Annotated in this window: 24 protein-coding genes; 12 read left to right on the top strand and 12 right to left on the bottom strand. The window is 61.6% G+C overall.

Annotation, left to right across the window (positions count from 1 at the left end; translation table 11 throughout):
* Window positions 1–3: 3 nt before the first annotated feature.
* A complete protein-coding gene (locus AB4N47_RS07410; RefSeq protein ID WP_460154447.1) occupies window positions 4–465 on the top strand; it encodes a GNAT family N-acetyltransferase in 462 nt (153 codons plus the stop codon).
* Between the two features lie 17 nt (window positions 466–482).
* Here the strand turns inward: AB4N47_RS07410 and AB4N47_RS07405 are convergent, their stop codons facing one another.
* The 3 genes from AB4N47_RS07405 to AB4N47_RS07395 form a co-directional block, all read right to left on the bottom strand.
* A complete protein-coding gene (locus AB4N47_RS07405; RefSeq protein ID WP_336353559.1) occupies window positions 483–1694 on the bottom strand; it encodes a cytochrome c biogenesis protein DipZ in 1212 nt (403 codons plus the stop codon).
* Window positions 1695–1782: 88 nt separating this feature from the next.
* Window positions 1783–2205, bottom strand: a complete 423-nt coding sequence (locus AB4N47_RS07400) for a hypothetical protein (protein ID WP_341637223.1) — start codon at window positions 2203–2205, stop codon at window positions 1783–1785.
* 33 nt (window positions 2206–2238) lie between these two features.
* Window positions 2239–2502 (bottom strand): DUF2790 domain-containing protein, encoded by a 264-nt coding sequence (locus tag AB4N47_RS07395; RefSeq protein WP_016775158.1) that lies wholly within the window; start codon window positions 2500–2502, stop codon window positions 2239–2241.
* A 297-nt stretch (window positions 2503–2799) separates the two neighbouring features.
* Here AB4N47_RS07395 and AB4N47_RS07390 point away from each other — a divergent pair, with 297 nt between their 5' ends.
* From AB4N47_RS07390 to AB4N47_RS07375, 4 genes are all read left to right on the top strand, one after another.
* Entirely contained in the window at window positions 2800–3540 is a 741-nt protein-coding gene (locus AB4N47_RS07390; RefSeq protein ID WP_039762337.1) for a response regulator, read from the top strand.
* A complete protein-coding gene (locus tag AB4N47_RS07385) occupies window positions 3537–4847 on the top strand; it encodes an ATP-binding protein (protein ID WP_341637222.1) in 1311 nt (436 codons plus the stop codon). Before AB4N47_RS07390 ends, AB4N47_RS07385 begins: the two co-directional genes overlap by 4 nt.
* Window positions 4848–4996: 149 nt before the next feature.
* Entirely contained in the window at window positions 4997–6043 is a 1047-nt protein-coding gene (locus AB4N47_RS07380) for a class I SAM-dependent methyltransferase (protein WP_125918733.1), read from the top strand.
* Window positions 6044–6097: 54 nt separating this feature from the next.
* Window positions 6098–6940, top strand: a complete 843-nt coding sequence (locus AB4N47_RS07375) for an NAD-dependent protein deacetylase (RefSeq protein ID WP_341637221.1) — start codon at window positions 6098–6100, stop codon at window positions 6938–6940.
* Between the two features lie 150 nt (window positions 6941–7090).
* Here AB4N47_RS07375 and AB4N47_RS07370 read toward each other — a convergent pair whose 3' ends face one another.
* Window positions 7091–8707, bottom strand: coding sequence for a L,D-transpeptidase family protein (locus AB4N47_RS07370; protein WP_341637220.1), 1617 nt, complete (start codon window positions 8705–8707; stop codon window positions 7091–7093).
* Between the two features lie 152 nt (window positions 8708–8859).
* On the opposite strand from AB4N47_RS07370, the gene AB4N47_RS07365 reads away from it, so the two are divergent.
* Window positions 8860–9573 carry a murein L,D-transpeptidase catalytic domain family protein gene (locus AB4N47_RS07365; protein ID WP_016775166.1) on the top strand — a complete coding sequence of 238 codons (714 nt, stop codon included), beginning with the start codon at window positions 8860–8862 and terminating at the stop codon, window positions 9571–9573.
* Here the strand turns inward: AB4N47_RS07365 and AB4N47_RS07360 are convergent.
* The gene (locus AB4N47_RS07360; RefSeq protein ID WP_130929693.1) at window positions 9570–10190 is read right to left on the bottom strand and encodes a cell wall hydrolase; all 621 of its coding nucleotides are present in this window, start codon (window positions 10188–10190) and stop codon (window positions 9570–9572) included. The two genes, AB4N47_RS07365 and AB4N47_RS07360, sit on opposite strands and share 4 nt — an antisense overlap.
* Window positions 10191–10388: 198 nt before the next feature.
* Between AB4N47_RS07360 and AB4N47_RS07355 the strand changes: the two genes are divergently transcribed.
* From AB4N47_RS07355 to AB4N47_RS07335, 5 genes are all read left to right on the top strand, one after another.
* On the top strand, window positions 10389–11240 hold the full coding sequence (locus AB4N47_RS07355) for a CAP domain-containing protein (protein WP_341637219.1): 852 nt from the start codon (window positions 10389–10391) through the stop codon (window positions 11238–11240).
* 119 nt (window positions 11241–11359) lie between these two features.
* Window positions 11360–12358 (top strand): GTP 3',8-cyclase MoaA, encoded by a 999-nt coding sequence (gene moaA / locus AB4N47_RS07350; RefSeq protein WP_016775169.1) that lies wholly within the window; start codon window positions 11360–11362, stop codon window positions 12356–12358.
* Between the two features lie 25 nt (window positions 12359–12383).
* Complete coding sequence (locus AB4N47_RS07345) at window positions 12384–13283, top strand: bestrophin family protein (RefSeq protein ID WP_341637218.1); 900 nt, start codon at window positions 12384–12386, stop codon at window positions 13281–13283.
* Window positions 13284–13902: 619 nt separating this feature from the next.
* Window positions 13903–15267 carry a glutamine synthetase family protein gene (locus AB4N47_RS07340; RefSeq protein ID WP_460154446.1) on the top strand — a complete coding sequence of 455 codons (1365 nt, stop codon included), beginning with the start codon at window positions 13903–13905 and terminating at the stop codon, window positions 15265–15267.
* Between the two features lie 147 nt (window positions 15268–15414).
* A complete protein-coding gene (locus tag AB4N47_RS07335; protein WP_282387711.1) occupies window positions 15415–16698 on the top strand; it encodes an NAD(P)/FAD-dependent oxidoreductase in 1284 nt (427 codons plus the stop codon).
* Window positions 16699–16863: 165 nt separating this feature from the next.
* Here AB4N47_RS07335 and AB4N47_RS07330 read toward each other — a convergent pair whose 3' ends face one another.
* From AB4N47_RS07330 to AB4N47_RS07320, 3 genes are all read right to left on the bottom strand, one after another.
* Window positions 16864–17649, bottom strand: coding sequence for a DeoR/GlpR family DNA-binding transcription regulator (locus AB4N47_RS07330; protein ID WP_341637216.1), 786 nt, complete (start codon window positions 17647–17649; stop codon window positions 16864–16866).
* Between the two features lie 222 nt (window positions 17650–17871).
* Window positions 17872–18891, bottom strand: a complete 1020-nt coding sequence (locus tag AB4N47_RS07325) for an AbrB family transcriptional regulator (protein ID WP_341637215.1) — start codon at window positions 18889–18891, stop codon at window positions 17872–17874.
* A gap of 165 nt (window positions 18892–19056) precedes the next feature.
* Window positions 19057–19479 (bottom strand): HD domain-containing protein, encoded by a 423-nt coding sequence (locus tag AB4N47_RS07320; protein WP_341637214.1) that lies wholly within the window; start codon window positions 19477–19479, stop codon window positions 19057–19059.
* Window positions 19480–19637: 158 nt separating this feature from the next.
* Between AB4N47_RS07320 and AB4N47_RS07315 the strand changes: the two genes are divergently transcribed.
* Window positions 19638–20069 carry a hypothetical protein gene (locus tag AB4N47_RS07315; protein WP_039763280.1) on the top strand — a complete coding sequence of 144 codons (432 nt, stop codon included), beginning with the start codon at window positions 19638–19640 and terminating at the stop codon, window positions 20067–20069.
* A 70-nt stretch (window positions 20070–20139) separates the two neighbouring features.
* Here the strand turns inward: AB4N47_RS07315 and AB4N47_RS07310 are convergent, their stop codons facing one another.
* The 4 genes from AB4N47_RS07310 to AB4N47_RS07295 all read right to left on the bottom strand — a co-directional run bounded on the left by AB4N47_RS07310 (window position 20140) and on the right by AB4N47_RS07295 (window position 24352).
* Complete coding sequence (locus tag AB4N47_RS07310) at window positions 20140–20424, bottom strand: hypothetical protein (RefSeq protein WP_341637213.1); 285 nt, start codon at window positions 20422–20424, stop codon at window positions 20140–20142.
* Between the two features lie 142 nt (window positions 20425–20566).
* Window positions 20567–21115 carry a cupin domain-containing protein gene (locus tag AB4N47_RS07305; protein WP_011333561.1) on the bottom strand — a complete coding sequence of 183 codons (549 nt, stop codon included), beginning with the start codon at window positions 21113–21115 and terminating at the stop codon, window positions 20567–20569.
* Window positions 21116–21528: 413 nt separating this feature from the next.
* Window positions 21529–22812 (bottom strand): NAD(P)/FAD-dependent oxidoreductase, encoded by a 1284-nt coding sequence (locus tag AB4N47_RS07300; RefSeq protein WP_130910983.1) that lies wholly within the window; start codon window positions 22810–22812, stop codon window positions 21529–21531.
* 49 nt (window positions 22813–22861) lie between these two features.
* On the bottom strand, window positions 22862–24352 hold the full coding sequence (locus tag AB4N47_RS07295) for an aldehyde dehydrogenase (RefSeq protein ID WP_341637212.1): 1491 nt from the start codon (window positions 24350–24352) through the stop codon (window positions 22862–22864).
* Window positions 24353–24400: the final 48 nt, after the last annotated feature.

The following is a 24400-nucleotide window of genomic DNA, read 5'->3' as shown; positions in this document are numbered from 1 at the left end:
CCGATGTCACTGCACCTCGACTGGCTCGCCGCGCACATGCAACACAGCGATCGCTACGCGGCGTGGATTCACCAACAATTCCACTACGAATACGCCGACCAGCCCCTGGCTCAATGGCAGCGCGAATTTGCCGAGGGCCAAAGCAATGGTGAATGGTCGTGCCTGATTGCCATGGACGGTGAACGCCTGCTCGGTGGTGCCGCACTGGCCCGCAACGATTTGACTGAACGCGACGATCTCGGCCCATGGCTCGCCTGCGTATTCGTTGACCCCGAGGCGCGCGGGCAAGGGTTGGCGGAGCAGCTGATTGAAGGGATTTGCGAGGCAGCAAAGCAGCGTGGGGTGTCGCGCTTGTACTTGCACACGCAAGACAAACACGAGTACTACCGTAAACGCGGCTGGCAGCTATTGGAGGGTTTCCAGGCGTGGGAAAAACAACAATGGCTCATGGTCCGCGACCTGTGAGCCATTGGTTTTGTTGATCAGGCTGCCGGAGCTTTCGCCTCCTCCAGCAACTGCTTGATCATCTGCTCCTGCTCGGCATAGCGACCTTCGCCAAAGTGGCTGTAACGCATCTGGCCCTTGGCGTCGATCAGGTAATGCGCCGGCCAGTATTGATTGTCGAAGTTGCGCCAGATCGCATAGTCGTTGTCGATCGCGACCGGGTAGGTGATGCCGAGTTTTTTCACCTGATCCTTGACGTTGTTGATGATGCGCTCGTAGCCGTATTCGGGGGTGTGCACGCCGATCACTACCAGGCCGTCCTTCTCGTATTTCTTCGCCCAGTCTTTGACGTACGGCAAGGTGTGCTGGCAGTTGATGCAGTCGTAGGTCCAGAAGTCCACCAACACCACTTTGCCGCGCAGGGATTCGGCACTGAGCTCTGGTGAATTGAGCCATTGCACAGCGCCCGACAGCGACGGCATCGCGCCCCGGGCCTCGTCCATCATCGAATCGGCGCGGACCTTGCTGACGAAGTAGTCGACCACTTTCGGCACGTTTTCCAGGACGTTTTTCTCGACGCTGGCCACGCCCTCCGAAGACGTATTGGCGAGCAGGGTTTTGTCGGCGCCCGTCGAGATCACCGCGACCGTAGCAAGTACCGCAACCCCGGTACCACGGCGCAACCAGCCGCTGAACGGGATCGACGGTTTCAGCCGATTGACCAGACCGCGCCCCGCAAAAATCAACGTGCCCAGCGACAAGGCACTGCCGACGCCGTAAGCCAGCAGCAACAGGCTCGTCTGGGCATTGGCGCCTTGCAACATTGCGCCGGTCAGAATCACCCCAAGGATCGGCCCGGCACAGGGCGCCCACAACAGGCCGGTGGCGACACCGAGCATGATCGAGCCCATCGGTCCTGCACGTTTACGCGTGTCCTGATCGAGACGATTGCCGAGCGCGACAAACGGCCTGGTCAGCCAGTCACCGACGCGGGCCGAGATCAGCGACAGGGCGAACAGCGCCATGACCAACAAGGCAACGTGGCGGCCGGTGTTGCTCGCTTGAATCACCCACTCGCTGCTGACCACGGCAAGGCTGGAGATCAGCGCAAAGGTCAGCGCCATGCCGGCGAGAGTCAGGAAGATCGAGGAACGGGTACGGTTGGCGCCAGCGAACAGAAACGGCACCACCGGCAGGATGCACGGACTGAGAACGGTCAGCAGACCGCCGAGAAATGCAATGAGGTACATAAGGGGTCACCTTGGAATGGGGGCTGGGCACGCAACCGGGCAGCGAGGGAAACGCCCCCTCGCTAGCTCGCTTTATTTACACCGTGGCTCATGCAGTCTGGCCGTCGAGCAACTGCCCTTGAGGCGTGCGACTGGCACCGTTTTCCGCGACCAGTTGGCCTTGCGGTGTACGGCTCGATCCGTCAGCGGCAACCATCTGCCCCTGCGGCGTGCGGCTGGAGCCGTCAGCGGCAACCATCTGCCCCTGCGGTGTGCGGCTGGAACCATCAGCGGCAACCATCTGGCCCTGCGGTGTGCGGCTGGAACCATCAGCGGCAACCATCTGCCCCTGCGGCGTGCGGCTGGCGCCGTCAGCGGCGATCAAGGCATCGCTGCCCTCCTTCGCTACCGTGGTCAGCTGGAAGCAGGTGCTGCTGGCGCAACTGCTCTGCTCCACAGCACTGTTGGCGTGGGCGGCGGCACCGGTGAAGGCGAAGGCTGCTGCGGTCAGAAAGCGCGAGACGTTGTTCATGGCAAAACTCCTTGCAGAAAAAGTAGGGATGACTCAGTTCTGGTTGTTGCAGCCGTCAGCGAATTTGCTGTAATCCAGCTCGCGGGTTTTGCCGGCGGAATCGAGGTAGGTCATGCGCGCCTCGGTGATGCCGCAGGTCACCGAGGTGTCTTCGGTCATCGACAGCACTTTCTGGATATCCAGATGGGTGCCGTAGGTGTAGGTTTGCCGGCTGACGTCAGCTTCGGCGTGGGCCGACAGGGTGCAGATGTTCAGAGCGGCGAACAGGCAGGCGGCGAATACGGATTTGTTGTTCATGGTGTAGTCCTCAAGGCTTCAGTGGGTTTGAGCCGAGGCGGTCTGTGTGTGCCTCGATGGAGCCTATTTGAGGCCTTCGAGGTATCGCGTCTGTGTCAGGAAAGGACGAGAATCACTCGTTGTGTATCCATGCAGCTTGTAGATACAGAGCGATACAAAACCCCGAAAAAATCTTGATTTTGCGTCGGTGTGTATCCGCCGCTGCGGCAGATACACTGCAATACAAAGGCAAGCAGGCGTGCGGTCTACGGCGCTATAGACTGCACGGCATTCCCCCTTTGACAGAGGCTTGAACCGATGGAACATGTTGATCACATTCTCATCGTCGACGACGACCGCGAGATCCGTGAACTGGTAGGCAACTACCTGAAGAAGAACGGCCTGCGCACAACAGTGGTCGCCGATGGCCGGCAGATGCGCAGCTTCCTTGATGCCAACACCGTCGACCTGATCGTGCTCGACATCATGATGCCCGGCGACGATGGCCTGCAGCTGTGCCGTGAACTGCGCGTGGGCAAACACAAGGCGACGCCGGTGCTGATGCTCACCGCGCGCAACGATGAGACCGACCGCATCATCGGCCTGGAAATGGGCGCCGACGATTACCTGACCAAACCGTTCGCCGCCCGCGAACTGCTGGCGCGGATCAACGCCGTATTGCGCCGCACGCGCATGCTGCCGCCGAATCTGGTGGTCACCGAAGCCGGACGCCTGCTGGCGTTCGGTCGTTGGCAACTGGACACCTCGGCCCGCCACCTGCTCGACAGCGACGGCACCATGGTTGCCCTCAGCGGCGCCGAATACCGCCTGCTGCGGGTGTTCCTCGACCATCCGCAACGGGTGCTCAGCCGCGATCAACTGCTCAACCTGACCCAGGGCCGCGAGGCCGATCTGTTCGATCGCTCCATTGATTTGCTGGTGAGCCGCTTGCGTCAACGCCTGCTGGACGATGCTCGCGAGCCGGCCTATATCAAGACCGTGCGCAGTGAAGGTTATGTGTTTTCGCTGCCGGTCGAACTGCTCGGGGCGTCGGCATGAAACTCAAGCTGCAATGGCCGCGCACCCTCGCCTCGCGCCTGTCGCTGATCTTTCTGATCGGGCTGATTCTGGCGCAGGGCCTGTCGTTCGGCGCGCAGTACTACGAGCGCTACCAGAGCGCGAAAAGCACCATGCTCGGCAACCTCGAAACCGACGTCTCGACGTCGATGGCGATCCTCGATCGCCTGCCCGCCGCCGAACGCGAGGCCTGGCTGCCGCGTCTGGCCCGGCGCAATTACGGCTACCTGCTCAATGAGGGCGAACCGGGCATGCCGGTGACCTCGGCTGAAAAGTCCGTCGCGATTGCCTCGATTACGGCGGCCATCGGCGACACTTATCCCATCGTGTTTACCGAAGTTCCCGGCGGTCCGAGACAACATTTCCAGGGCCACTTGCGCCTGAGCGACGGCAGCCCGGTGACCATCGATATCCGTCCGGCGATGGTGCCGTTGTCGCCGTGGTTGCCGGTGGTGCTGCTCGGCCAACTGGCGTTACTGATCCTCTGCACCTGGCTCGCCGTGCGCATCGCCATCCGTCCCCTCACTCGCCTCGCCAACGCCGTGGAAACCCTCGACCCCAACGCTCACCCGATCAAACTCGACGAGCAAGGGCCGACCGAAGTCGTCCACGCGGCACGGGCGTTCAACGCCATGCAGACGCGCATCGCCGCCTACCTGAAAGAACGCATGCAACTGCTCGCGGCGATTTCCCACGACCTGCAAACGCCGATCACCCGGATGAAACTGCGCGCAGAATTCATGGACGACTCGGTCGAGAAAGACAAACTGAGCAGCGACCTGGGCGAGATCGAACATCTGGTGCGCGAAGGCGTGGCTTACGCTCGCAGCATTCACGGCGCCACCGAAGAAAGCCGGCGTACTGATCTCGACTCGTTCCTCGACAGCCTGGTCTTCGACTATCAGGACATGGGCAAGGACGTGCAGCTCGGCGGCAAAAGCAAAGCGGTAATCGAAACCCGCCCGCAGGCCCTGCGCCGGGTGCTGGTGAACCTGACCGACAACGCCCTGAAATTCGCCGGCGCCGCGCAATTGCAGGTCGAAGCGCAGGGCAACAGCCTGTCGGTGAAAGTCCTCGATCGCGGCCCGGGCATCGCCGAGGCCGAGTTGGCGCATGTACTGGAACCGTTCTACCGCGTGGAAAACTCGCGCAATCGTGATACCGGCGGCACCGGGCTCGGGTTGGCGATCGCCCAGCAATTGGCGTTGGCGCTCGGTGGCTCGCTTATGTTGAGCAATCGTGAAGGTGGCGGGTTGTGCGCGGAACTGAAGTTGCCGCTGCCACGCTGAGAAAAACACCGACTAGACTCATTCATTACCCAGTCGAGGGGGCCGCAGGACGTCTGCTGTGCCCTGCCCCTATCCGTGACCACCGCCGGTGGCGCCTGCCTCGACATTCAACGCCGCCGGACGGTGATCCTGTTTCAGGAGCACACGTGATGAATGAGGCGAAGCTCAACGAATTCATGGGCAAACTGGTCAACGACATGGGCGGCGCGGCGATGCTGGCCAATGTCATCGTCGGCGAAGAACTCGGTCTGTACCGGGCAATGGCCGACAGCCAACCGATCAGCCCCGAAGCCCTCGCGGCGAAAACCACCTGCAATCCCCGCCTGGTACGCGAATGGCTCAGCGCCCATGCCGCATCGGGCTATATGGAACACGTTGACGGTCAATTTCGCTTGCCTGAAGAACAGGCACTGGCGCTGGCCGTGGAGGATTCGCCGGTGTATGTCGCTGGCGGTCTCGGCGTGGTGGCGTCGTTTTTCCATGACAAGGACAAACTGGTCAAGGCCATGCGCGGCAATGGCGCCTTGTCGTGGGGCGATCACCATCCGTGCATGTTCAGCGGCACCGAACGTTTCTTCCGCCCCGGTTACAAAGGTCACCTGATTGCCGAATGGCTTCCGGCCCTGGACGGCGTGGTGGCGAAGCTGGAACGCGGCGCCAAAGTTGCCGACATCGGCTGCGGCCACGGCGCCTCGACGGTGATCATGGCCCAGGCGTTTCCGAAATCGCAGTTTGTCGGCTTCGACTTCCATGCGCCGTCAGTCACCGTCGCCACGCAACGGGCCGAAGAAGGTGGCGTGGGCAATCGCGCCAGATTCTTCGAGGGCACGGCGAAAAACTATCCCGGCGGCGACTACGACCTGATCTGCTTTTTCGACTGCCTGCACGACATGGGCGACCCGGTCGGCGCCGCTCGCCACGCTTATGAGTCGCTGAAGGACGATGGCACGGTGTTGCTGGTGGAACCGTTCGCCAACGACAAACTGGACGACAATCTCAACGCGGTCGGGCGCCTGTTCTACGCCGCCTCGACGTTTATCTGCACGCCCAATTCGCTGTCCCAGGAAGTCGGCCTCGGGCTCGGTGCGCAGGCCGGTGAATTGCGCCTGCGCAAAGTCTTTGTCGAGGCCGGATTCAAGCAGTTCCGCCGCGCCACGCAGACACCGTTCAACCTGATTCTGGAGGCGCGCAAGTAACCCGTGCGGATCGCGTGCTAACCTGCCGGCACTGCCCATTCTGGAGTGCTGAGCATGCTCGATAGCCCGATCCGCGAACATCTCGATACGCTGTTGCAGGCCATGGCCGACGATAAATTCCTGATATTGACCGGCGCCGGCATCAGCACGCCATCGGGCATTCCGGACTATCGCGACAGCGACGGTGTGCGTCGTGGGCGGCAGCCGATGATGTATCAGGAATTTCTTGCCGCCCCGGAATCACGCCGGCGCTACTGGGCGCGAGCGATGCTCGGCTGGCCGCGCGTGCGTCAGGCCCGACCGAATGCCGCGCATGAGGCGCTGGCGACGTTGCAACAGCGTGGCCGGATCAGCGCTTTGATCACGCAGAACGTCGATACCTTGCACGATCAGGCCGGCAGCCACGATGTGATCGAACTGCACGGCAGCCTGCACCGAGTGCTGTGCCTGGATTGCGGGCAGCGCAGCGAGCGCGATGCGATCCAGCAGCAGATGGAGGCACACAATCCCTACCTGAGTGGTGTTGATGCGGTGCAGGCGCCGGATGGCGACACCTTGCTGGACCCGGCATTTGAAGCGCGCTTTCAGGTACCGCAGTGCCCGCATTGCGCAGGTGAGCGGATGAAACCGGATGTGGTGTTTTTCGGCGAGAACGTGGCGCAACCGACAGCCGCGCGGGCGCTGGCCGCCGCCGAGAATGCGGCGGGCTTGCTGGTGGTGGGATCGTCGTTGATGGCGTATTCGGCGTTTCGCTTGTGTCGGGTGATTGCCGAGCGTGGCAAGCCGTTGATGGCGATCAATCTGGGCAAGACCCGGGCGGATGATCTGCTCGATTTGAAGATTGAAGGCTCGTGTGAGGAGCTTTTGCCTTGGTTGGTGGAGGAGCTGAGGCGGTGAGATTTTGAGTAATGGGTTCGGCTTGAAATCGGCCCCTCACCCTAGCCCTCTCCCGAGGGAGAGGGGACTGACCGAGGTGTTTGTACGGGATTCGTCGACCTGAAATCACTCATCGAACTCAGATCTTTGACTGCCGTGCTGGTGCCGGACTCAATGCGCCCGATCCAGCCCCGCCAGCAATGCGCTGTCGTGGCTGTAGATGTCTGGCGCATAACGCACCTGGCCGCTGCTGTCGACTTGCGCCGTCCAGTAGGTCATCAGGATCGGCACCGGCGCCGACAGGCGAAATTCATGGGTGGTGCCGGTCGCCAGCAAAGTCTCGGTGCGAGCTTTTTCGGCCGGGGACAGCAGCAGATCGCGCAGTTGCAGCGGGTGCTCGACGCGCACACAACCGGAACTGAACGCCCGTGGGCCTTTGTCGAACAGCGCCTTGCTCGGCGTGTCGTGCAGGTAGACCGAGAACGGGTTGGGGAAACGGATGACCATTTGCCCCAGCGGATTGCGCGGGCCGGCGTCCTGACGCAGGAGGATGTTGCCGGGGTTGTCCCAGTCGATGTCCGCCGCCGCCAGAGGCTGGCCGTTGGCATCGAGCACTTGCAGGTTCTGGCGGCTGAGGAAAGTCTGGTCCTTGCGGATTTCCGGCAGCTTGTCTTCCTTCCAGATGGTCGGCGGAACGGTCCAGGTCGGGTTCAGCGTCAGGCGGGTGACGCGGGATTTGAGCAGCGGCGTCTGGCGCTCGGCGCGGCCGACCTGGGTGCGGGTCTGCCACACCGGTTGACCGCCCTGATACAGCGTCAGCTCAGCGGCGGCCACGTTGACCACCAGGCCACTGGGCTCCATGTCCTGGGCCATCCAGCGGAAACGTTCGAGATTGACCCGCAATTGATCGCGGCGGGTCAGCGGGCTGATGTTCAGCTCGGCAATCGTGCCCGGCCCGACCACGCCGTCAGCCTGCAACGAATGGCTGGCCTGAAAGTGCTTCACGGCTTCCACCAGCACGTCATCGTAGGCGTTGTCCGGCGGCACCAGTGCGTGTGGCAGATAGCCTTCGCTGTACAGACGACGGGCCAGTTCCGGCACGCGCGGGTCTTCCATCGCCGGACGCAGCAACGGGCCGTTGCCCACCGGCTGCCATTGCGGCAAGGCTTGCAAGCGTTGCGCGGCATACAACTGACGCAGGCTTTGATATTGCGGCAGATGCGGGCGCGCCAGGTCGAACGCCGCAGCAATATCGTTCATGCCCGGCACGGCAATGCTGAGCAGTTGCGCCTGACGGTCGGTCGGCGGGCCGTCGACACGCCACAGCGGTTCGAAATGCGATTGCAACAGACGGCCGTAATGCAGATCCTGCAAGGCCTGCAGGTAGTTGCGGCTGATGTCGATGTCGGCGCACAGCTCGCCATCCTGCGGCGGTGTCGTCGCAACCGCATAGCGATTCGGATTCAAGCCATCATCGGCCAACAGCTGCAATTGCGCGCGCAATGCCGGCAAGCGTGCCGACTCACTCGCCCACACCGGCATCCAGTCCTGCTGTTCATAAAACGCCTGCAATTGGCTCAACGCCGGGCCACTGAGGCGCGGAGCAATGGCCGGGCACGACTGCGCCAGGCTGATCAAAACCGCCTGCAACGGGCTGCGCGGCTCGACCGGCAATTGCGTTTCCGGCATCGGCAAGTTTTCAAGCGGGGGCAGCGGCTCATCGGCGCAAGCGACAAACGGCGCAGCGAGCAAACAAATGCTCAAGTAGCATGCGTACTTTTTGAACAACTGCTTTACTCCAATCCATGGCCGTCCAGATGACGGTCAACCTTACATCAGGTGCGCTGAACAGTCAGGCTCGAACCGCGAGCCTGCGGGTATTGACTGGGAGTCAGGAGCCAAAGTGCCGTTTATGTAGCAAGTTGAGGACACTTTATAAAATGTTGACGTTTTTGCGCCGACTTCTGTTGAGCACCGCGACCCTTGTCGCCGTGACCAGCCCAGTATTTGCCGCCGGCAAGCCATCGCCGGTTCTCTACAACAGCCTCGCCCACGCCGCGCCGGAACTCAATCCCCAGGCGCTCAAAGGTGCATTGAACGCCATGCAATGCGCGGTCAACAACGGCGCGAAACCCTCGCGGCATCTGGCGATCATCGATTACTCGCAACCGTCCACCGAACGCCGCCTGTGGATCTTCGATCTGAGCAAAAAGAAACTGGTGCTGCGTGATCTGGTTGCCCACGGTTCCAACTCCGGGGAAAACTTCGCCACGCAGTTTTCCAATCGCGAAGGCAGTTATCAGTCCAGCCTCGGTCTGTTCCGCACTCAGGAAAGCTACGAAGGTACTCACGGCTATTCGCTGCGCATGGATGGTCTGGAGCCCGGTTTCAATGATCTGGCCCGTGATCGCGCGATCGTGATTCATGCCGCAAGTTATGTGAACCCGCTGTGGAGCAAGCGTCAGGGGCGTATCGGCCGCAGTCAGGGTTGCCCCGCCGTACGGCCGCAGATCGCCAAACAGGTGATCGATCGCCTGAAGAACGGCCAGTTCATGTTTTCCTGGTATCCGGATCAGCGCTGGCTGCAAAAGTCACCGTATCTGAACTGCCAGCCGCAGCAGGTGGCGAGCATTCTCAACACCCACGCCAGTTAACGCGCGTCGCCCCCGGCGGGTTTGTAGAACAGGAACCTGCCGGTCTGCGCCGTGTTGCGATAGGCCTTGGCCCAGCTCGGGTGCACGCCGCGATCGTGAAAATACAGGGCGCCGCGCGTGCGGTCCTTGAGCTGACGGTTCAACGCCTTGCCGGCGATTTCCTTGGCCAGCGCGTATTCGGCGTCTTCCTTGACCTGATCGGGCCTGCCATCGCACCACCAGGAAAACTGGCAATTGCCGCTTTCCGATCCTTGCTTGACCACCGCGCACACCGTGTCGGGAAAGCCGTCGTGGCCGAGGCGATTCATCACCACACTGGCGACGGCTTCCATTTCCGGGGTGTCCTTGCCCTTGGCTTCCCAATAGATACTGCGCGCCAGACAGGTCAGCGGATCGTCCAGCGGCGCGGCGCCGGCCGGATCCACCGCTTGCGCTTCGGTGGGGGTGATGGCCTCGGATTTCGGCGCCGGGGCAGCGCTGACTTTATCCGCCGCTTTCTCCTCCAGCACCTCGGCTTTCTGTTCGGCCTTGGCCTCGATCGGCGCCTGCGCCCCGGCCCATGCCGCGCCGGTCAAAAAGATCCACAACAAACCGCCCGCCAAGCCTTTCGATCCCATGTCGGTTCTTCCGTCAGCGCCCGCCCGGGGCAAGATGTTACGTCGGTGAGACGCCCGGTTTGCGGGGTCTTCGCAGAGTGTAGCGAGCAAATGCGCGGGCACACCAGCGCGGAAAAAAATCCGCCGCAAAGAAAAACACATTCACTCACCGGGGGCCTTTCGCGCATCATGGGCGCATTCAGCTCAAGGGAGATTTCCATGCGCTTCATGCCGTCCGTTTTGCGTTGTGCCGCACTGTCGCTGGGCGTGGTGTTCGCCACCTCGGCGCTGGCCACCGATGAATTGCAATTGATCGAGTCGATCAACAGCTATCGCAGCCAGCCGCAGCGTTGCGGCACGCAGGCATCGAACGAGTTGCCACCGCTGTCGGCCGATCCACGTCTGCGCCTGCCCGCCAGCGGCGCGGTCGATCTGCAGCAGGCCATGACCAGCGCCCACTACCCGATGGTCAACGTGCAGGCGATCACCCTCAACGGCCCGCGCGATGCAGCGGCGGCGATGCAGGCGATCAAGGAAAGCTTCTGTAAGGTGGTGCTCGATCCGCAGTTCGTCGATATCGGCGTCAACCGTGTCGACCGCGACTGGCGCATAGTCCTCGCGCGGCCGTTGCTGACGGCGAAACTCGGCGATGCACAAAGCGAAGGGCAAAAGCTGCTGGCGCAACTCAATACCGCGCGCGGCCAGGCGCGCCAGTGCGGCGGCCAGTCCTTCGCGGCGGCAGCACCGCTGGCCTGGAACGCCACGCTGGGCACGGTCGCTCAGGAACACAGCCGCGACATGGCCAACAACAATTACCTCGACCACAAGGACCGCGACGGCCGCACGCCGGGCGACCGCGCCGAGCTGTCCGGTTACAGTGGGCAACTGGTCGGCGAGAACATCGCCGCCGGGCAAGACACCGTCGGCAAGGTCGTCGACGGCTGGCTCGCCAGCCCCGGGCATTGCGCCAATCTGATGAATCCGCAATATCAGGAACTGGGCGCCGCGTACGCGACCGATCCGAAAAGCAACGCCGGCATTTACTGGACGGCAATGTTTGGCGCACCGTAAGGCATCATCGACGCCGTCAATCACTCGGTCAGCCAGAGTGATTGGACGGCATGGCGAGTGCAGCCTACCCTGCGCGATCTGCGCCCGCTGACGGCGCTCCACATCCACGAGGCGAGCCCATGACACAGCGTGAATTGATCGATGGTCACAACCGCCGCGTGGATTATCTGCGCCTGTCGGTCACCGACCGCTGCGATTTTCGCTGCGTCTATTGCATGGCCGAGGACATGCAGTTCCTGCCGCGCCAGCAGATTCTCACCCTCGAGGAGCTGTTCCAGGTGGCGCAAAGCTTCGTCGCCCTCGGCACGCGCAAGATCCGCCTCACGGGTGGCGAGCCGCTGATCCGCCCCGGCGTCGTGCAGCTCTGCGAACAGATCGCTGCCCTGCCCGGCCTGCGCGAACTGTGCCTGACCACCAACGGTTCGCAATTGGGCCGACTGGCCCAGCCGCTGTTCGACGCCGGGGTCAAGCGCCTGAACATCAGCCTCGACAGTCTCGATCCGCAACGCTTCAAGGAACTGACCCGTACCGGCGATCTGGCGCAGGTCATCGACGGCATCGATGCGGCGCGTGCCGCCGGTTTCACCCGCACCAAACTCAATTGCGTGGTGATGCAGGGCCGCAACGATCACGAAATCAACGATCTGGTCAGTTTTGCCATCGAGCGTGATCTGGATATTTCCTTCATCGAAGAGATGCCGCTGGGCGCGATCGCCGAACACAGCCGCGCCGAATCCTTCTACTCCAGCGCGCAAGTACGCGAACGCATCGCCGAACGTTTTACCCTGATCGACTCGACCGAATCGACGCAAGGGCCGTCGCGCTACTGGCGCGTGGCCGAAGCGCCGAACATTCGCCTGGGCTTCATTTCACCGCACAGCCATAACTTCTGCGGTACCTGCAACCGCGTGCGCCTGACTGTCGAAGGTCGCCTGCTGCTATGCCTGGGCAACGAGCATTCGATGGACCTCAAAGCGGTGTTGCGCGCCCATCCGGGCCACCCGGAACGGTTGGAAAACGCGATCATCGAGGCGATGAAACTCAAGCCGTATCGACACAACTTCGAAGTCAACGACGACGTGCAAGTGGTGCGTTTCATGAACATGACCGGCGGCTGATTCGCCGCGCTACAGGGACCGCGAGATGATCGTCAGACCGAGACCCAATCAGTTCGCCGTGCTGTTCACCCTCAGAGGCTCGATCGCCAAACGCATCGCCGTGCGCACTTTGATGCTGACACTGCTGGCGGCAGCGATTGTGCTGATCGAACTTCTGGTGCCGAGCTACTTCGCCCAGATCAATTCGACGCCGTTCACCCTGCTCGGCCTGTCGCTGTCGATCTTCCTGAGCTTTCGCAACAACGCTTGTTACGACCGTTGGTACGAGGGGCGCAAGGCCTGGGGCGAGGTGCTGTTGCGGGTGCGCGCGGTGATGCGCGAAACCCAAGACCTCGATGACACCCGCCTGCGTGCACAACTGTTGCGCAACCTGTGCGGTTTCGCCCACGCGTTGAATGCGCGGCTGCGTGGAGACAGTGAGGAGCAGGCCAGTGCCGACTGGGTCAGCCCGCCGATCGATGGGGCGGCGCCGGATCACTGCGGACAGATCCTTCATCAGCTCGGGCGCCAGTGTTCCGAGCTGGAAACGGCCGGTGTGCTGTCGCCATGGCGTTATCAATTGCTGGCCAATCACCTGACCTGCCTGAGCCAGGCCCAGGCCGTGTGCGACAGGATCAAGAACACGCCACTGCCCTTCCCTTACACCCTGCTGCTGCACCGCACCATCTACCTGTTCTGCCTGTTGCTGCCCTTCGCCATGGCGCAATCGCTGGGTTGGTTGACGCCGCTGTTCACGGCAATTGTCAGCTACACCTTTTTCGGCTTCGACGCGATTGCCGATGAACTCGAAGACCCGTTCGGCCGCGATGAAAACGATCTGCCGACCGATGCGCTGGTGCGCACCCTGGAGCGCGATGTGCTGTACGAACTCGGCGTCTCGCCATTGCCGCCCGCGCCAGAGCCGGACGATTACGTGCTGCGCTGAATGGCGCAGCGGCAAACAACGAGATGGCCCGGCGCGTCCGCTCGGAACCGAGGTGCGGCCATTCGCGAGCAGGCTCGCTCCCACAGTTGAAATGCACTCTCCTGCGGAAGCGAGTCTGCTCGCGAAAACAGTTGAAATGCATTCTCCTGTGGGAGCGAGCCTGCTCGCGAAAAAGGCAACTCGGTCAATTAGCCCAAACGCTGGAAAGCGCCACCGACGAATCTTCCATTTACACGCGCGCAAATTCCCCCTTACTATCCGGGCACACCGGTCGCCGGGCCTGCCCTGCCGCCGACGCTTTCCGCCAACGGAAACACGCGTTATGAGTACGTCACCACAACAACCGCAAAGGTTGCACGTCTCTGCTGTACGCGCCCACTGCAACAGGGGCCGCGTATGAACCGCATCGTCAATCTGCCCATGGCCCTGCGCCGCTCCAAGCTGCGTCACTCCGCACGCCCGCCGGATATCGCCGTTCCTGCCTGATCGCGTGAGCTGAAACCGCGACAGTCAATTTCCCGATTTTCCTGATATCCCTGCCGGGACACTTACGCCTTTTTGTCGCGTCGTGTCCGGACGAATCTGCGCGCCTGTGCGGCGCCACCGTGAGTGATTTGCCATGAAATTCGCAGCCATTGAAGACGCACGCCTGTTCCTCGAACAGAACCCCGATATCGACATGATCGAACTGTTCATTCTCGACGCCAACGGCGTGCCGCGCGGCAAGCTGTTGCATCGCGAAGAACTGCTCGCCGTGTATGAAAGCGGCCGACCGCTGCCGAGCACCATCCTCGGCCTGACCGTACAAGGCGAGGACGTGGAAAACTCCGGACTGGTCTGGGATGTGGGCGACATCGACTGCCGCGCCTATCCGCTGCAAGGCAGTCTGGTGCGCCTGCCGTGGCGGCAGATTCCAACCGCTGCGGTGCAGGTCAGCATGCACCCGAGCGAGGGCATGCCGGCGAGCATCGCTGACCCTCGGCACCTGCTGATCAAGGTGATCGACGGGCTCAAGGCCGAGGGCTATCACCCGATCATGGCCTGCGAGCTGGAGTTTTATCTGCTCGACGCCAAACGCGACCACAACGGCCGCCCGCAACCGGCGCTGGACGCCGACGGTGGGCGACCGCGACACACGCAAGTCTACGGTTTGCGCGAGCTGGAGCAGATCGAGCCATTCCTCGCCGACCTCTACAGCGCGTGCAAACTGCACGGCATTCCGGCGCGCACGGCGATTTCCGAATACGCCCCGGGGCAAGTGGAAATCACTCTGGAACACGGCGATGCGCTGGAAGCGATGGATCAGGCGGTGCGCTACAAGCGTCTGGTCAAAGGCGTGGCGCACAAGCACGGCATGCAGGCGACGTTCATGGCCAAACCGTTCGATAATCTGGCCGGCACCGGCATGCACATGCACGTCAGCCTGGCCGATGCCGAGGGGCGTAATTTGTTCGCTTCTGAAGACCCGGCCGGCACACCGCTGTTGCGCACGGCGATCGGCGGCATGCTCGCCTCCCTGCTCGATTCGCTGCTGCTGTTCTGCCCCAACGCCAACTCTTACCGGCGTTTCCAGGCCAACAGCTACGCGCCACTGGCGCCGACCTGGGGTGTCGATAACCGCACCGTCAGCCTGCGCGTACCCGGCGGCCCGGCGCCGACACGACACATTGAACACCGCATCTGCGGCGCCGATGCCAACCCTTATCTGGCAGCGGCAGCGATCCTCGCCGGCATTCATCGCGGCATCCGTGAAGAGCTGGATCCGGGGGCACCGGTCGAGGGCAATGGTTATGCCCAGGCGAAAGAACTGCTGCCGACCGATTGGCTGACGTCGTTGCAGGCGCTGGAAAATTCCGCGTGGGCACGGGAGGCGTTGGGCCAGGAATTCCTTGGGGTGTATCTGGCGGTGAAGCGTGCCGAGTATCGGCAGTTCATGGCTGAAGTGGGTGAGCAGGATTGGCGGTGGTACCTGACCGAGGCTTAACGATCCGACACCGAACCTGTGGGAGCGAGCCTGCTCGCGAAGGCGTCATCACATTCAACATTTGGGGTGACTGACACACCGCTTTCGCGAGCAGGCTCGCTCCCACAGGGAATGCACTTCGAATCTGAATTTTTTGTGGACCCCGACATGACCATTCGCTGCAATTCCTACTACACCGCCACACTCAACCAGGACACCGACTATCCGACCCTGCAAGGCCGGCACAAGGTCGATGTGGTAATCATCGGCGGCGGTTTCACTGGCGTCGCCACTGCCGTCGAGCTGGCGGAAAAAGGCCTGAAAGTCGCCATCGTCGAAAGCCACAAGATCGGCTGGGGCGCCACCGGGCGCAATGGCGGGCAAGTCACCGGCAGCCTTTCCGGCGACGGCGCGATGCGCAAACAGATGCGTGCAAAACTGGGCGATGACGTGGACGATTTCATCTGGCATCTGCGCTGGCGCGGGCATGAAATCATCCGCGAGCGCGTCGAGAAATATGCGATCCAGTGCGACCTCAAACACGGCCATTTGCACGCGGCGTACAAGCCGAGCCACATGGTCGATCTGCGCAAGGATTACGACGAAGCCGTGCGTCGCGGATTGGGCGATGAAGTGAGCCTGCTCGACCGCAGCCAGGTTCGCGACCTGCTGCAAAGCGAGCTCTACCACGGCGCCATCAAGAACACCCGCAACATGCACCTGCACCCGCTCAACCTGTGCATTGGCGAAGCACGCGCAGCCGAAAGCCTGGGCGCGCTGATCTTCGAGAACAGCGAAGTGCTGGAGATCATTCACGGCGACACACCTGGCGTGCGCACCGCCCACGGCCAGATCGACGCCAGTCAGGTGATGCTCGCCGGTGACGTCTATCACAAGCTCGAACCGGGTCAGCTCAAGGGCAAGATCTTCCCGGCCATGGGCGGCATCGTCACCACCGCGCCGCTGGGTGATCTGGCGCAACAGATCAACCCCGAAGACCTCGCCGTGTACGACTGCCGCTTCGTCCTCGATTACTACCGGCTCACCGCCGACGGCCGTTTGCTGTTCGGCGGCGGCGCCAACTACAGCGGCAAGGATTCGCGCGACATCGCTGCGGAACTGCGCCCGTGTATCGAACGCACGTTCCCGGCGCTAAAAGGTGTGGCGATCGATTACCAGTGGAGCTGCGCGATGGGCATCGTCATCAACCGCATCCCGCAACTGGGCAAGCTCTCGGACAACGTCTGGTATTGCCAGGGCTACTCGGGACATGGCATCGCCACTACGCACATCATGGGCGAAATCATGAGCCGGGCAATCACCGGGCAAATGGAACAATTCGATACCTTCGCCGCGTGCCAGCACATCCGCGTGCCAATGGGCGACCTGCTGGGCAACCCGTTGCTGGCGGCGGGGATGTGGTATTACCAGATGCTTGAGCGGTTGCGCTGATCCATTACCTGGAGCTGCCGAAGGCTGCGATCTTTTGATCCTGCTTTTAAAAGTCAAAATCAAAAGATCGCAGCCTTCGGCAGCTCCTACAAAGTCATTTATTCACTGCAGATCCCCTGTGGGAGCGAGCCTGCTCGCGAAGAGGCCCTCAAAACCCACACAAACTCAATCCGGCAACTGCTCCACAAAAATCCCCAACCGCCGATAATCCTCGACATTCCCCGACCCCGGATAACGCTCGGTAATCAACCTATGCAGGCGCGTACACGGCGCCACCACAAACGGCTCCACCGCGCCCAGCTTGTCCGCCGTGGTCACCGCAATCACCCGCGTTGCACTGTCGAGCATCGCCTGTTTGATCGGCACTTCATCGAAATGCAGCGAGGTGATCCCCACTTCGGGATGAATCGCACACACCCCGGTAATTGCCAGATCAGCCTTGATTCCGGCCAGCAGTCGCAGCGCTTCCTGACCACTGGCCGACATCGAATGCGGATTCAATTCACCACCCGCCAGAATTACTTTCACGCCTTTATATTCGGACAAGGCAATCGCCGTCAGCGGTGAAGCGGTCACGGCGGTGATGCGGATGTCGGACGGTATTGCGCGCGCCACCTGCAAGGTGGTCGAGCCGGAATCGAACAGCACAATCTGCCCATCCTCGATGTGCTGCGCCGCCAATTGCGCCAGGCGCACCTTGACCTCGTCGGTCTCATCCAGACGGGTGAAGTAATCCTTGCCCGAATCCTTCGGTCGCGGCAACGCCCCGCCATGCACCCGCTGCACCAGCCCGGCGCTGTCCAGCTCGGCGAGATCGCGGCGAATGGTGTCTTCGGACACTGCGAAATGCTGGCTCAGCTCGGAGGCCATGACCTTGCCGTCACGTTCGAGAAGCAAAAGTATTTTCTGCCGGCGCAGGGACGGCAATTCGGCGATGGAGTGGTCGTGCATGGTTATGCCTGTTTGTGCTTGTAGTTGCAGGTTTCAGCGACACTAGCGAAAGTCTCAGGCAAATACAAACGCAACGGCTATCAATGCTTTCGATCATTGGAATCAACACGGCGAATTTTTTCTTTGCGCTGCGCCTGTTCACAATGGCCCCACTCTCAAAAGCTCAGGATGCACAGCCCATGAATCTCAATTTCGCCTTCGCCTGCATGATCGTCGTGTCGTTCACGATTGCCTTGGGCCACGCCTGACCTGCACCAACAACGCCGGGGCAAAATGCAGCAGCACCATCCGGCTCAGATGATGCGTCAGGATAAACACCACATTCAGCCCGCCACCAAACGCGACAATCGCAATCGTCTCGATCGCGCCCGGCATGTACGCCAGCCACAGCGCCAGCGGATCACTGCCCAGCCAGCGCGCAGCCACCTCGGCAAACGCCGCTGCAACGACGATCATCAAACCCACCGAGACCAATGCCGTGCGCCCATGCCGCGCCAGCTCTGCGATGCCCAGCCCCTGAAACCGTGAGCCGATGCGCACGCCAAGAATCAGTGCGGCCAGGTTCAGGCTCCACTCCGGCATGTGAAAGCCGTGCAGCCATCCCGTCTTCACAAACACAGCAGTGATGATGATCGCAGTGAGCATGAACGGCGCCGGGACGCCCATCAGCAACAACAGGCGGCCGAGCAATACGCTCAGCGCGATGACAGAGAACGCGGTCAGCGCCATGCCTGTGGTCAACGGATCGCTGACCACTTCAGCCACCGCTGCTTGCCCGGGAATGAGCAAACTCACCAGCACGGTGATCAACAGCAGCCGCATCAGATGAACGATGATGACTTTGCTCGAAGCCTTTTCCGACTCAAGCAAATCGAACACTGCGGCCAATGCGCCGGGATACACCGCCAGCAGTGCATCGGTGCGGTTCCAGCCGGCGCCGCGTGTCAGCCACCATCCGGCGAGTGCAATTTGTACGGTCAGGCAGATCAGCAACACGCCAAGGCTGGGCAACATCGTCGCGGCCGTTTCGCTGTCCCATGCTTCGAACATCAGCCCGGTGGCGATGCCCAGCGTGACCTGGATGTAGCCCAGTCCATAAGGAGTTGCCGGGGCGATGCCGGTTTTGCTGGCAAACAATGCGGTAACGACAATCGAGCCCAGCAGCAAGCCGTGGGGTACGCCTTCAAACTGCAATAACGCGCCGAAACCGGCCGCAATCAACAAGCACACAATGGATTTCATAGTTCGCCTTCCTGGCTATTTTGTGAGACACCACCATTCCCTGGTAGGAGCTGCCGAAGGCTGCGATCTTTTGGGACGCAGAGCGTCCCCGGCTGCATTCCCACGCAGAGCGTGGGAACGATCAGATCGCAGCCTTCGGCAGCTCCTACAGGGGGATTTGCATTCCTAAGCGCGAAGGCGTGCAATCGCCCGCCGATATTTCTCGATCCGCTCCAGATCCTCCCAACTCGGCGAGGCAATCCGCGAGATATCGCTGTTCTCTTCCAGATCCGCCAGCTTCACCACCCGGCCGATCGGGTTTTGCGCGGCGCGGTCGACAAAGTCCTCGTAGGACTCGCCGGGCAGTTTGGTCACTGCCGCAATCGCCGCCAGCACCTCTTCGCTGAAGCCTTCCCCGCGCAAATCATCCAGACTCACCCCGCAATCCTCGACCACATCGTGCAGCACAGCGACGATGCGCTCTTCCAGCGTATTCATGCGCAACATGACTTTCAGCGGATGAAGAATGTACGGCGCCCCGCCCTTGTCCACCTGCCCGGTGTGGGCCGTGGCGGCAATGGCGATAGCGCATTCGAGGGTTTGGGCCATGGGAATCGAATCCTGCGCTGAATGTTTCTGATTGTTGCGCAGTGTACGCGAAGATCGCTCAGCGCAAACCGATTGAACCTTGCCCGCCCTCGCCGCCTCGAAACCAGACAAGCGCCAAATCACCGATCAGACGCGGCGCCATTGGAGAGGAATTGCCGATGAAAACCCGACTGCTGCTCCTGATCGCCACATTCGCCATCATCCCCACCTGCGTCATGGCCGAAGGCTGCGACGTCCAGACCCGCTCCTCCAGCGCCTCGGTGCCAGCGGTGGAAACCCACAGCTGCTACGAATACGAAGGCATGCCCGTGGACTCCATCAACTGGTCCTGCAGCAACGAAACCAAGGACACCCTCAACGCCACCAAGAAGAAAGTCGAACGCTGCGACGACCACTACCAGGCCACCTGCACCGCCCGCCTCACCCAGGAATCCCTGGCCAACCCGCACTCAACCAGCAAAGACAAAAGCGCCAAACCGCTGAACATGCCCGACAATGCCAAAGTCACCACGTATTACTACGACGGTGAGCACCTGGCGCAGGCAAAGATTGATTGTGAGAACAGTGGTGGAAACTGGAAGGCTAAATAGCTTCAGTAACCAGTGATTGCCTGATAAAAAGCCCGGCTTGATGCCGGGCTTGCTGCATCTGCAAACAGCTTCAACCCTCACCAGCACCGCTGCTGGTGCCGCTGTCGTTCGATTGCTTCGAACCACTGGGCTTGGAACCCGAAGGTGTTGAGCCATCATTGTTGGTGGTGTTCCCCTGAGTGCCTTTGGGCACGGTGGCGCCATTGGAATGAATGTCTTCCGGCGCACTCGGATTGGTTTGGCTATTGCCGTCGTTAGCAGTGGGTGCCGGTGTGTCGCTGGCTGCTGTTGCGTAGAGCGAAGTGGCGGATAACAGCGTGGCCAAGGTCAGTGCTGCGAGGTTGGGTTTGCGCATGTTGGCGGTTCCTTTGCGGGGCTGAGTTATGCATTGGAAGCGCGTGCGCGGGGAAAATGCGGGAAGGCTGACGAACGGCAGGAACAAACAACCCGACACCTCAAAAGATATCGGGTCAACAAAAAAATAATGCGTTATCCGATCAGAAATTCGCCGGCGTATTCGCACTGATTATCTCAGCCTCATCCGCGCCGATATTGCGGAACTTATGCGGCAACGTCGTCGGAAAGTAGTAACCATCCCCCGCACTCAACACACTCACCTGCCCATCCACGGTCAATTCCACCGTGCCGCGCGTGACCAGCCCGCACTCTTCGCCTTCGGCATGCACGATCGGCTCTTCGCCGGAGCTGGCGCCGGGGGCGTATTGTTCGCGGAGCAGGCGCATCTGGCGGCTGGGCACCGAGGCGCCGATGAGCAGCAGGCGCAGGCCGTGGCGGCCGAGGTCGGGTTGTTCGTTGGCGCGGAACACGTATTGGTGTTCGCGCGGGGGCTGGTCGAAGGTGAAGAAGTCGGCCAGGGACATCGGTATGCCTTCGAGCAGCTTTTTCAGCGAGCTGACGGAGGGGCTGACGCGGTTCTGTTCGATCAGCGAGATGGTCGCGTTGGTCACGCCGCTACGCCGGGCGAGCTCCCGCTGGGAGAGTTTGTAGCTTTCGCGTACTAGTTTGAGTCGAGAACCCGTATCCATGACTGCCTTATGTAAAAGGGGCGATGGGGGTGGGTGGCGGGTGACGCGCAGGTCGCGCGGATCACGTTGCTCCCGTGTCCCGGAACCGTGAAAGGCGGCTATTAAATCACGTTTGCCGGTGTTGCTCAGCAGGTTCGATGGATGGTGAGACGAAACTTCCTCTTGCACTGGCAATACAGCCAATGTGGGAGCGAGCTTGCTCGCGAAAGCAGTGTGTCAGACAACGAAGATGTTGGCTGATATGGCCCCTTCGCGAGCAAGCTCGCTCCCACATTTGGTTTTGAGCAGGTCAGCAAAAGCGAGTGTGGCTGGGCTGGCCTCTTCGCGAGCAGGCTCGCTCCCACAGTGGACATCAGTGCTTTGCATAAGTGAAAAACCGGCGGGGTCTTTCGGACCGTCGCCGGTGAGGTCAATCAGACGCCGAACCGGTCGCGCAGGGAATAGTAGACCGCGCCCAGAGCGGTAAGCGGTGCGGAGAAGGTGCGGCCGCCGAGCATTGGCATGTGCGGCAGCGCGGCGAAGGCGTTGAAGCGTTCGGCGTCGCCGCGGATCATTTCCGAGATCAGTTTGCCGGCCAGGTGCGAGCAGGTGACGCCGTGGCCGCTGTAGCCCTGCATGTAGTAGGCATTCTTTTCGATACGGCCGAATTGCGGCATCCGCGACATGGTCAGCAGGAAGTTACCGGTCCAGCGGTAGTCGATCTTCACGTCCTTGAGCTGCGGAAAGGTCTTGAGGATCTTCGGCCGGATCAATTGTTCGATATCGTCCGGCTCCCGCGCGCCGTAGACCACACCGCCGCCGTAAAGCAGGCGGTTGTCGGCAGTGAGGCGGTAGTAATCCAGCAGATAGTTGCAATCTTCCACGCAATAGTTGTTGGTGATCAGGCTGCGCGCCTGCTGCTCGGTCAACGGTTCGGTGACGACGATCTGCGAGCCGCACGGCATGCTTTTCGCGGTAACACGATTGTCTAGGCCTTGTGGCAGATAAGCGTTGCCGGCGATCAGCAGGTATTTGGCACGGACCAGACCTTTGGCGGTGCGCACGGTGATCGGCTCGCCGTAGGTGATTTCCACCGCCGCCGATTGCTCGTAGATCTTGCCGCCCAAACGCACGATGGCGGCGGCTTCGCCGAGGGCCAAGTTCAATGGATGAACGTGGCCGCCCTGCATGTCCAGCAAGCCGCCAACATAGGCGTCGGAACCCACTTCGCGACGAATGTCCGCGGCATCGAGCATCTTCAGATTGCGGTTGCCATAGCGCTCCCAGTTGCGCTTCTGCTCGGCCAGGCCGTTGAGCTGTTTCTTGTTCATCGCCGCGAAAATACCGCCCGGGCGGTAGTCGCACTTGATGTCGTAATCCTTGATGCGCGAACGGATGATGTCGGCGCCTTCGAAGATCATGCTGCCAAGGATTTCTGCAGTCTTGTCGCCGTAGCGCTCTTCGATGACATCGACGTCGCGGCTATAGGAATTGACCAGTTGCCCGCCATTGCGACCGCTGGCGCCGTAGCCGACTTTCGCCGCTTCCAGCACGGTGACTTTGTAGCCGGCTTCGCTGAGGAACAGTGCCGAGGACAGGCCCGTGTAGCCGGCGCCGATGATGCAGACATCGCAGTCCACTGCCTCTTCGAGAACCGGGAAGTCGATGACTTCGTTGCGGGTGGCGGCGTAGTAGCTGTTTACGTGTTGCTGTTTCATAGGTTTCTCCGAGGGCCACCAACCAGTGGCGGCCGCCGCTGTAAAAGAGTCAGAGCTTGATCCAGGTCGCTTTCAGTTCGGTGTACTTGTCGAACGCATGCAGCGATTTGTCGCGACCGTTGCCCGATTGCTTGAAGCCACCGAACGGCGCGGTCATGTCGCCGCCGTCGTACTGGTTGACCCAGACGCTGCCGGCGCGCAAACCGCGGGCGAAGGTGTGCGCCTTGCTCAGGTTGCTGGTCCACACCCCGGCGGCGAGGCCGAAGATGCTGTCGTTGGCGATCTGCAGGGCTTCTTCGGCAGTGTCGAAGGTGATCAGCGACAGCACCGGGCCGAAGATTTCTTCTTGGGCGATAGTCATCGCATTGGTCACGCCGTCGAAAATCGCTGGCTGCACGTAGAGGCCGCCGGTTTCTTCGAGGGTGCGCTGGCCGCCGGCAATCAACTCGGCGCCCTGCTCGCGGCCAATGCTGATGTAGCGCAGCACGTTGTCCAGCTGACGTTGGTCGACCACAGCGCCGACGGTAGTGGCCGGATCAAGCGCATGCCCCGGTTTCCACGCTTGCAGCGCTTCCACCAGCAGCGGGATGAACTGCTCGCGAATCGAGCGCTCGACCAACAGACGCGAGCCGGCCGTGCAGACTTCGCCCTGGTTGAAGGCGATGGCACTGGCTGCTGCCTGGGCTGCCGCGCGCAGGTCCGGGGCGTCGGCGAACACCACGTTCGGGCTCTTGCCGCCGGCCTCGAGCCAGACGCGTTTCATGTTGCTCTGCCCGGCATAGATCATCAGCTGCTTGGCGATCGCCGTGGAGCCGGTGAAGGCCAGCACGTCGACGTCCATGTGCAACGCCAGCGCCTTGCCGACGGTGTGACCGTAGCCCGGCAGCACGTTGAACACGCCCTTCGGAATACCCGCCTCCAGCGCCAGTTGCGCGATGCGGATGGCAGTCAGCGGTGATTTTTCCGAAGGCTTGAGGATGAACGAGTTTCCCGCCGCCAGCGCCGGGGCAAACTTCCAGCTGGCCATGATCAGCGGGAAATTCCACGGCACGATCGCTGCGACCACACCCGAGGGCTCACGGGTGACGAGGCCAAGTTGGTCGTGCGGCGTGGCGGCGACTTCGTCGTAGATCTTGTCGATGGCCTCGGCGCTCCAGCGGATCGCGTTGGCGGTCGCCGGGATGTCGATGCTCATCGAATCGCTGATCGGCTTGCCCATGTCGAGGGTTTCCAGCAGCGCCAGTTCTTCCTGATGTTGCAGGATCAGATCGGCGAAGCGGATCAGCACGCGCTTGCGCTCGGCCGGGGCTTTTTTTGCCCAGATGCCGGAGTTGAAGGACTGGCGCGCCGCTTCGACGGCCAGATTGGCGTCGGCTTCATCGGTGCTGGCGACGGCAGCAAGAAAGCGGCCATCGACCGGGCTCAGACATTCGAAGGTGTCGCCGCTGAGTGCCGGGCGATATTCACCGTCGATGAAGGCGCGGGATTCGATGGACAGGGACTGGAAGCGTTGTTCCCAGTCGTTGCGGGTTATGGTCATTGTTTTGAGCTCGACAAGGGGGAATTGGGCGACGGCGGGTGATCACCC

The sequence above is a fragment of the Pseudomonas sp. S3_G06 genome, from assembly GCF_054667565.1.
The sequence above is the reverse complement of the archived record's forward strand: the minus strand, read 5'-3'. Positions and strand labels throughout refer to the sequence as shown.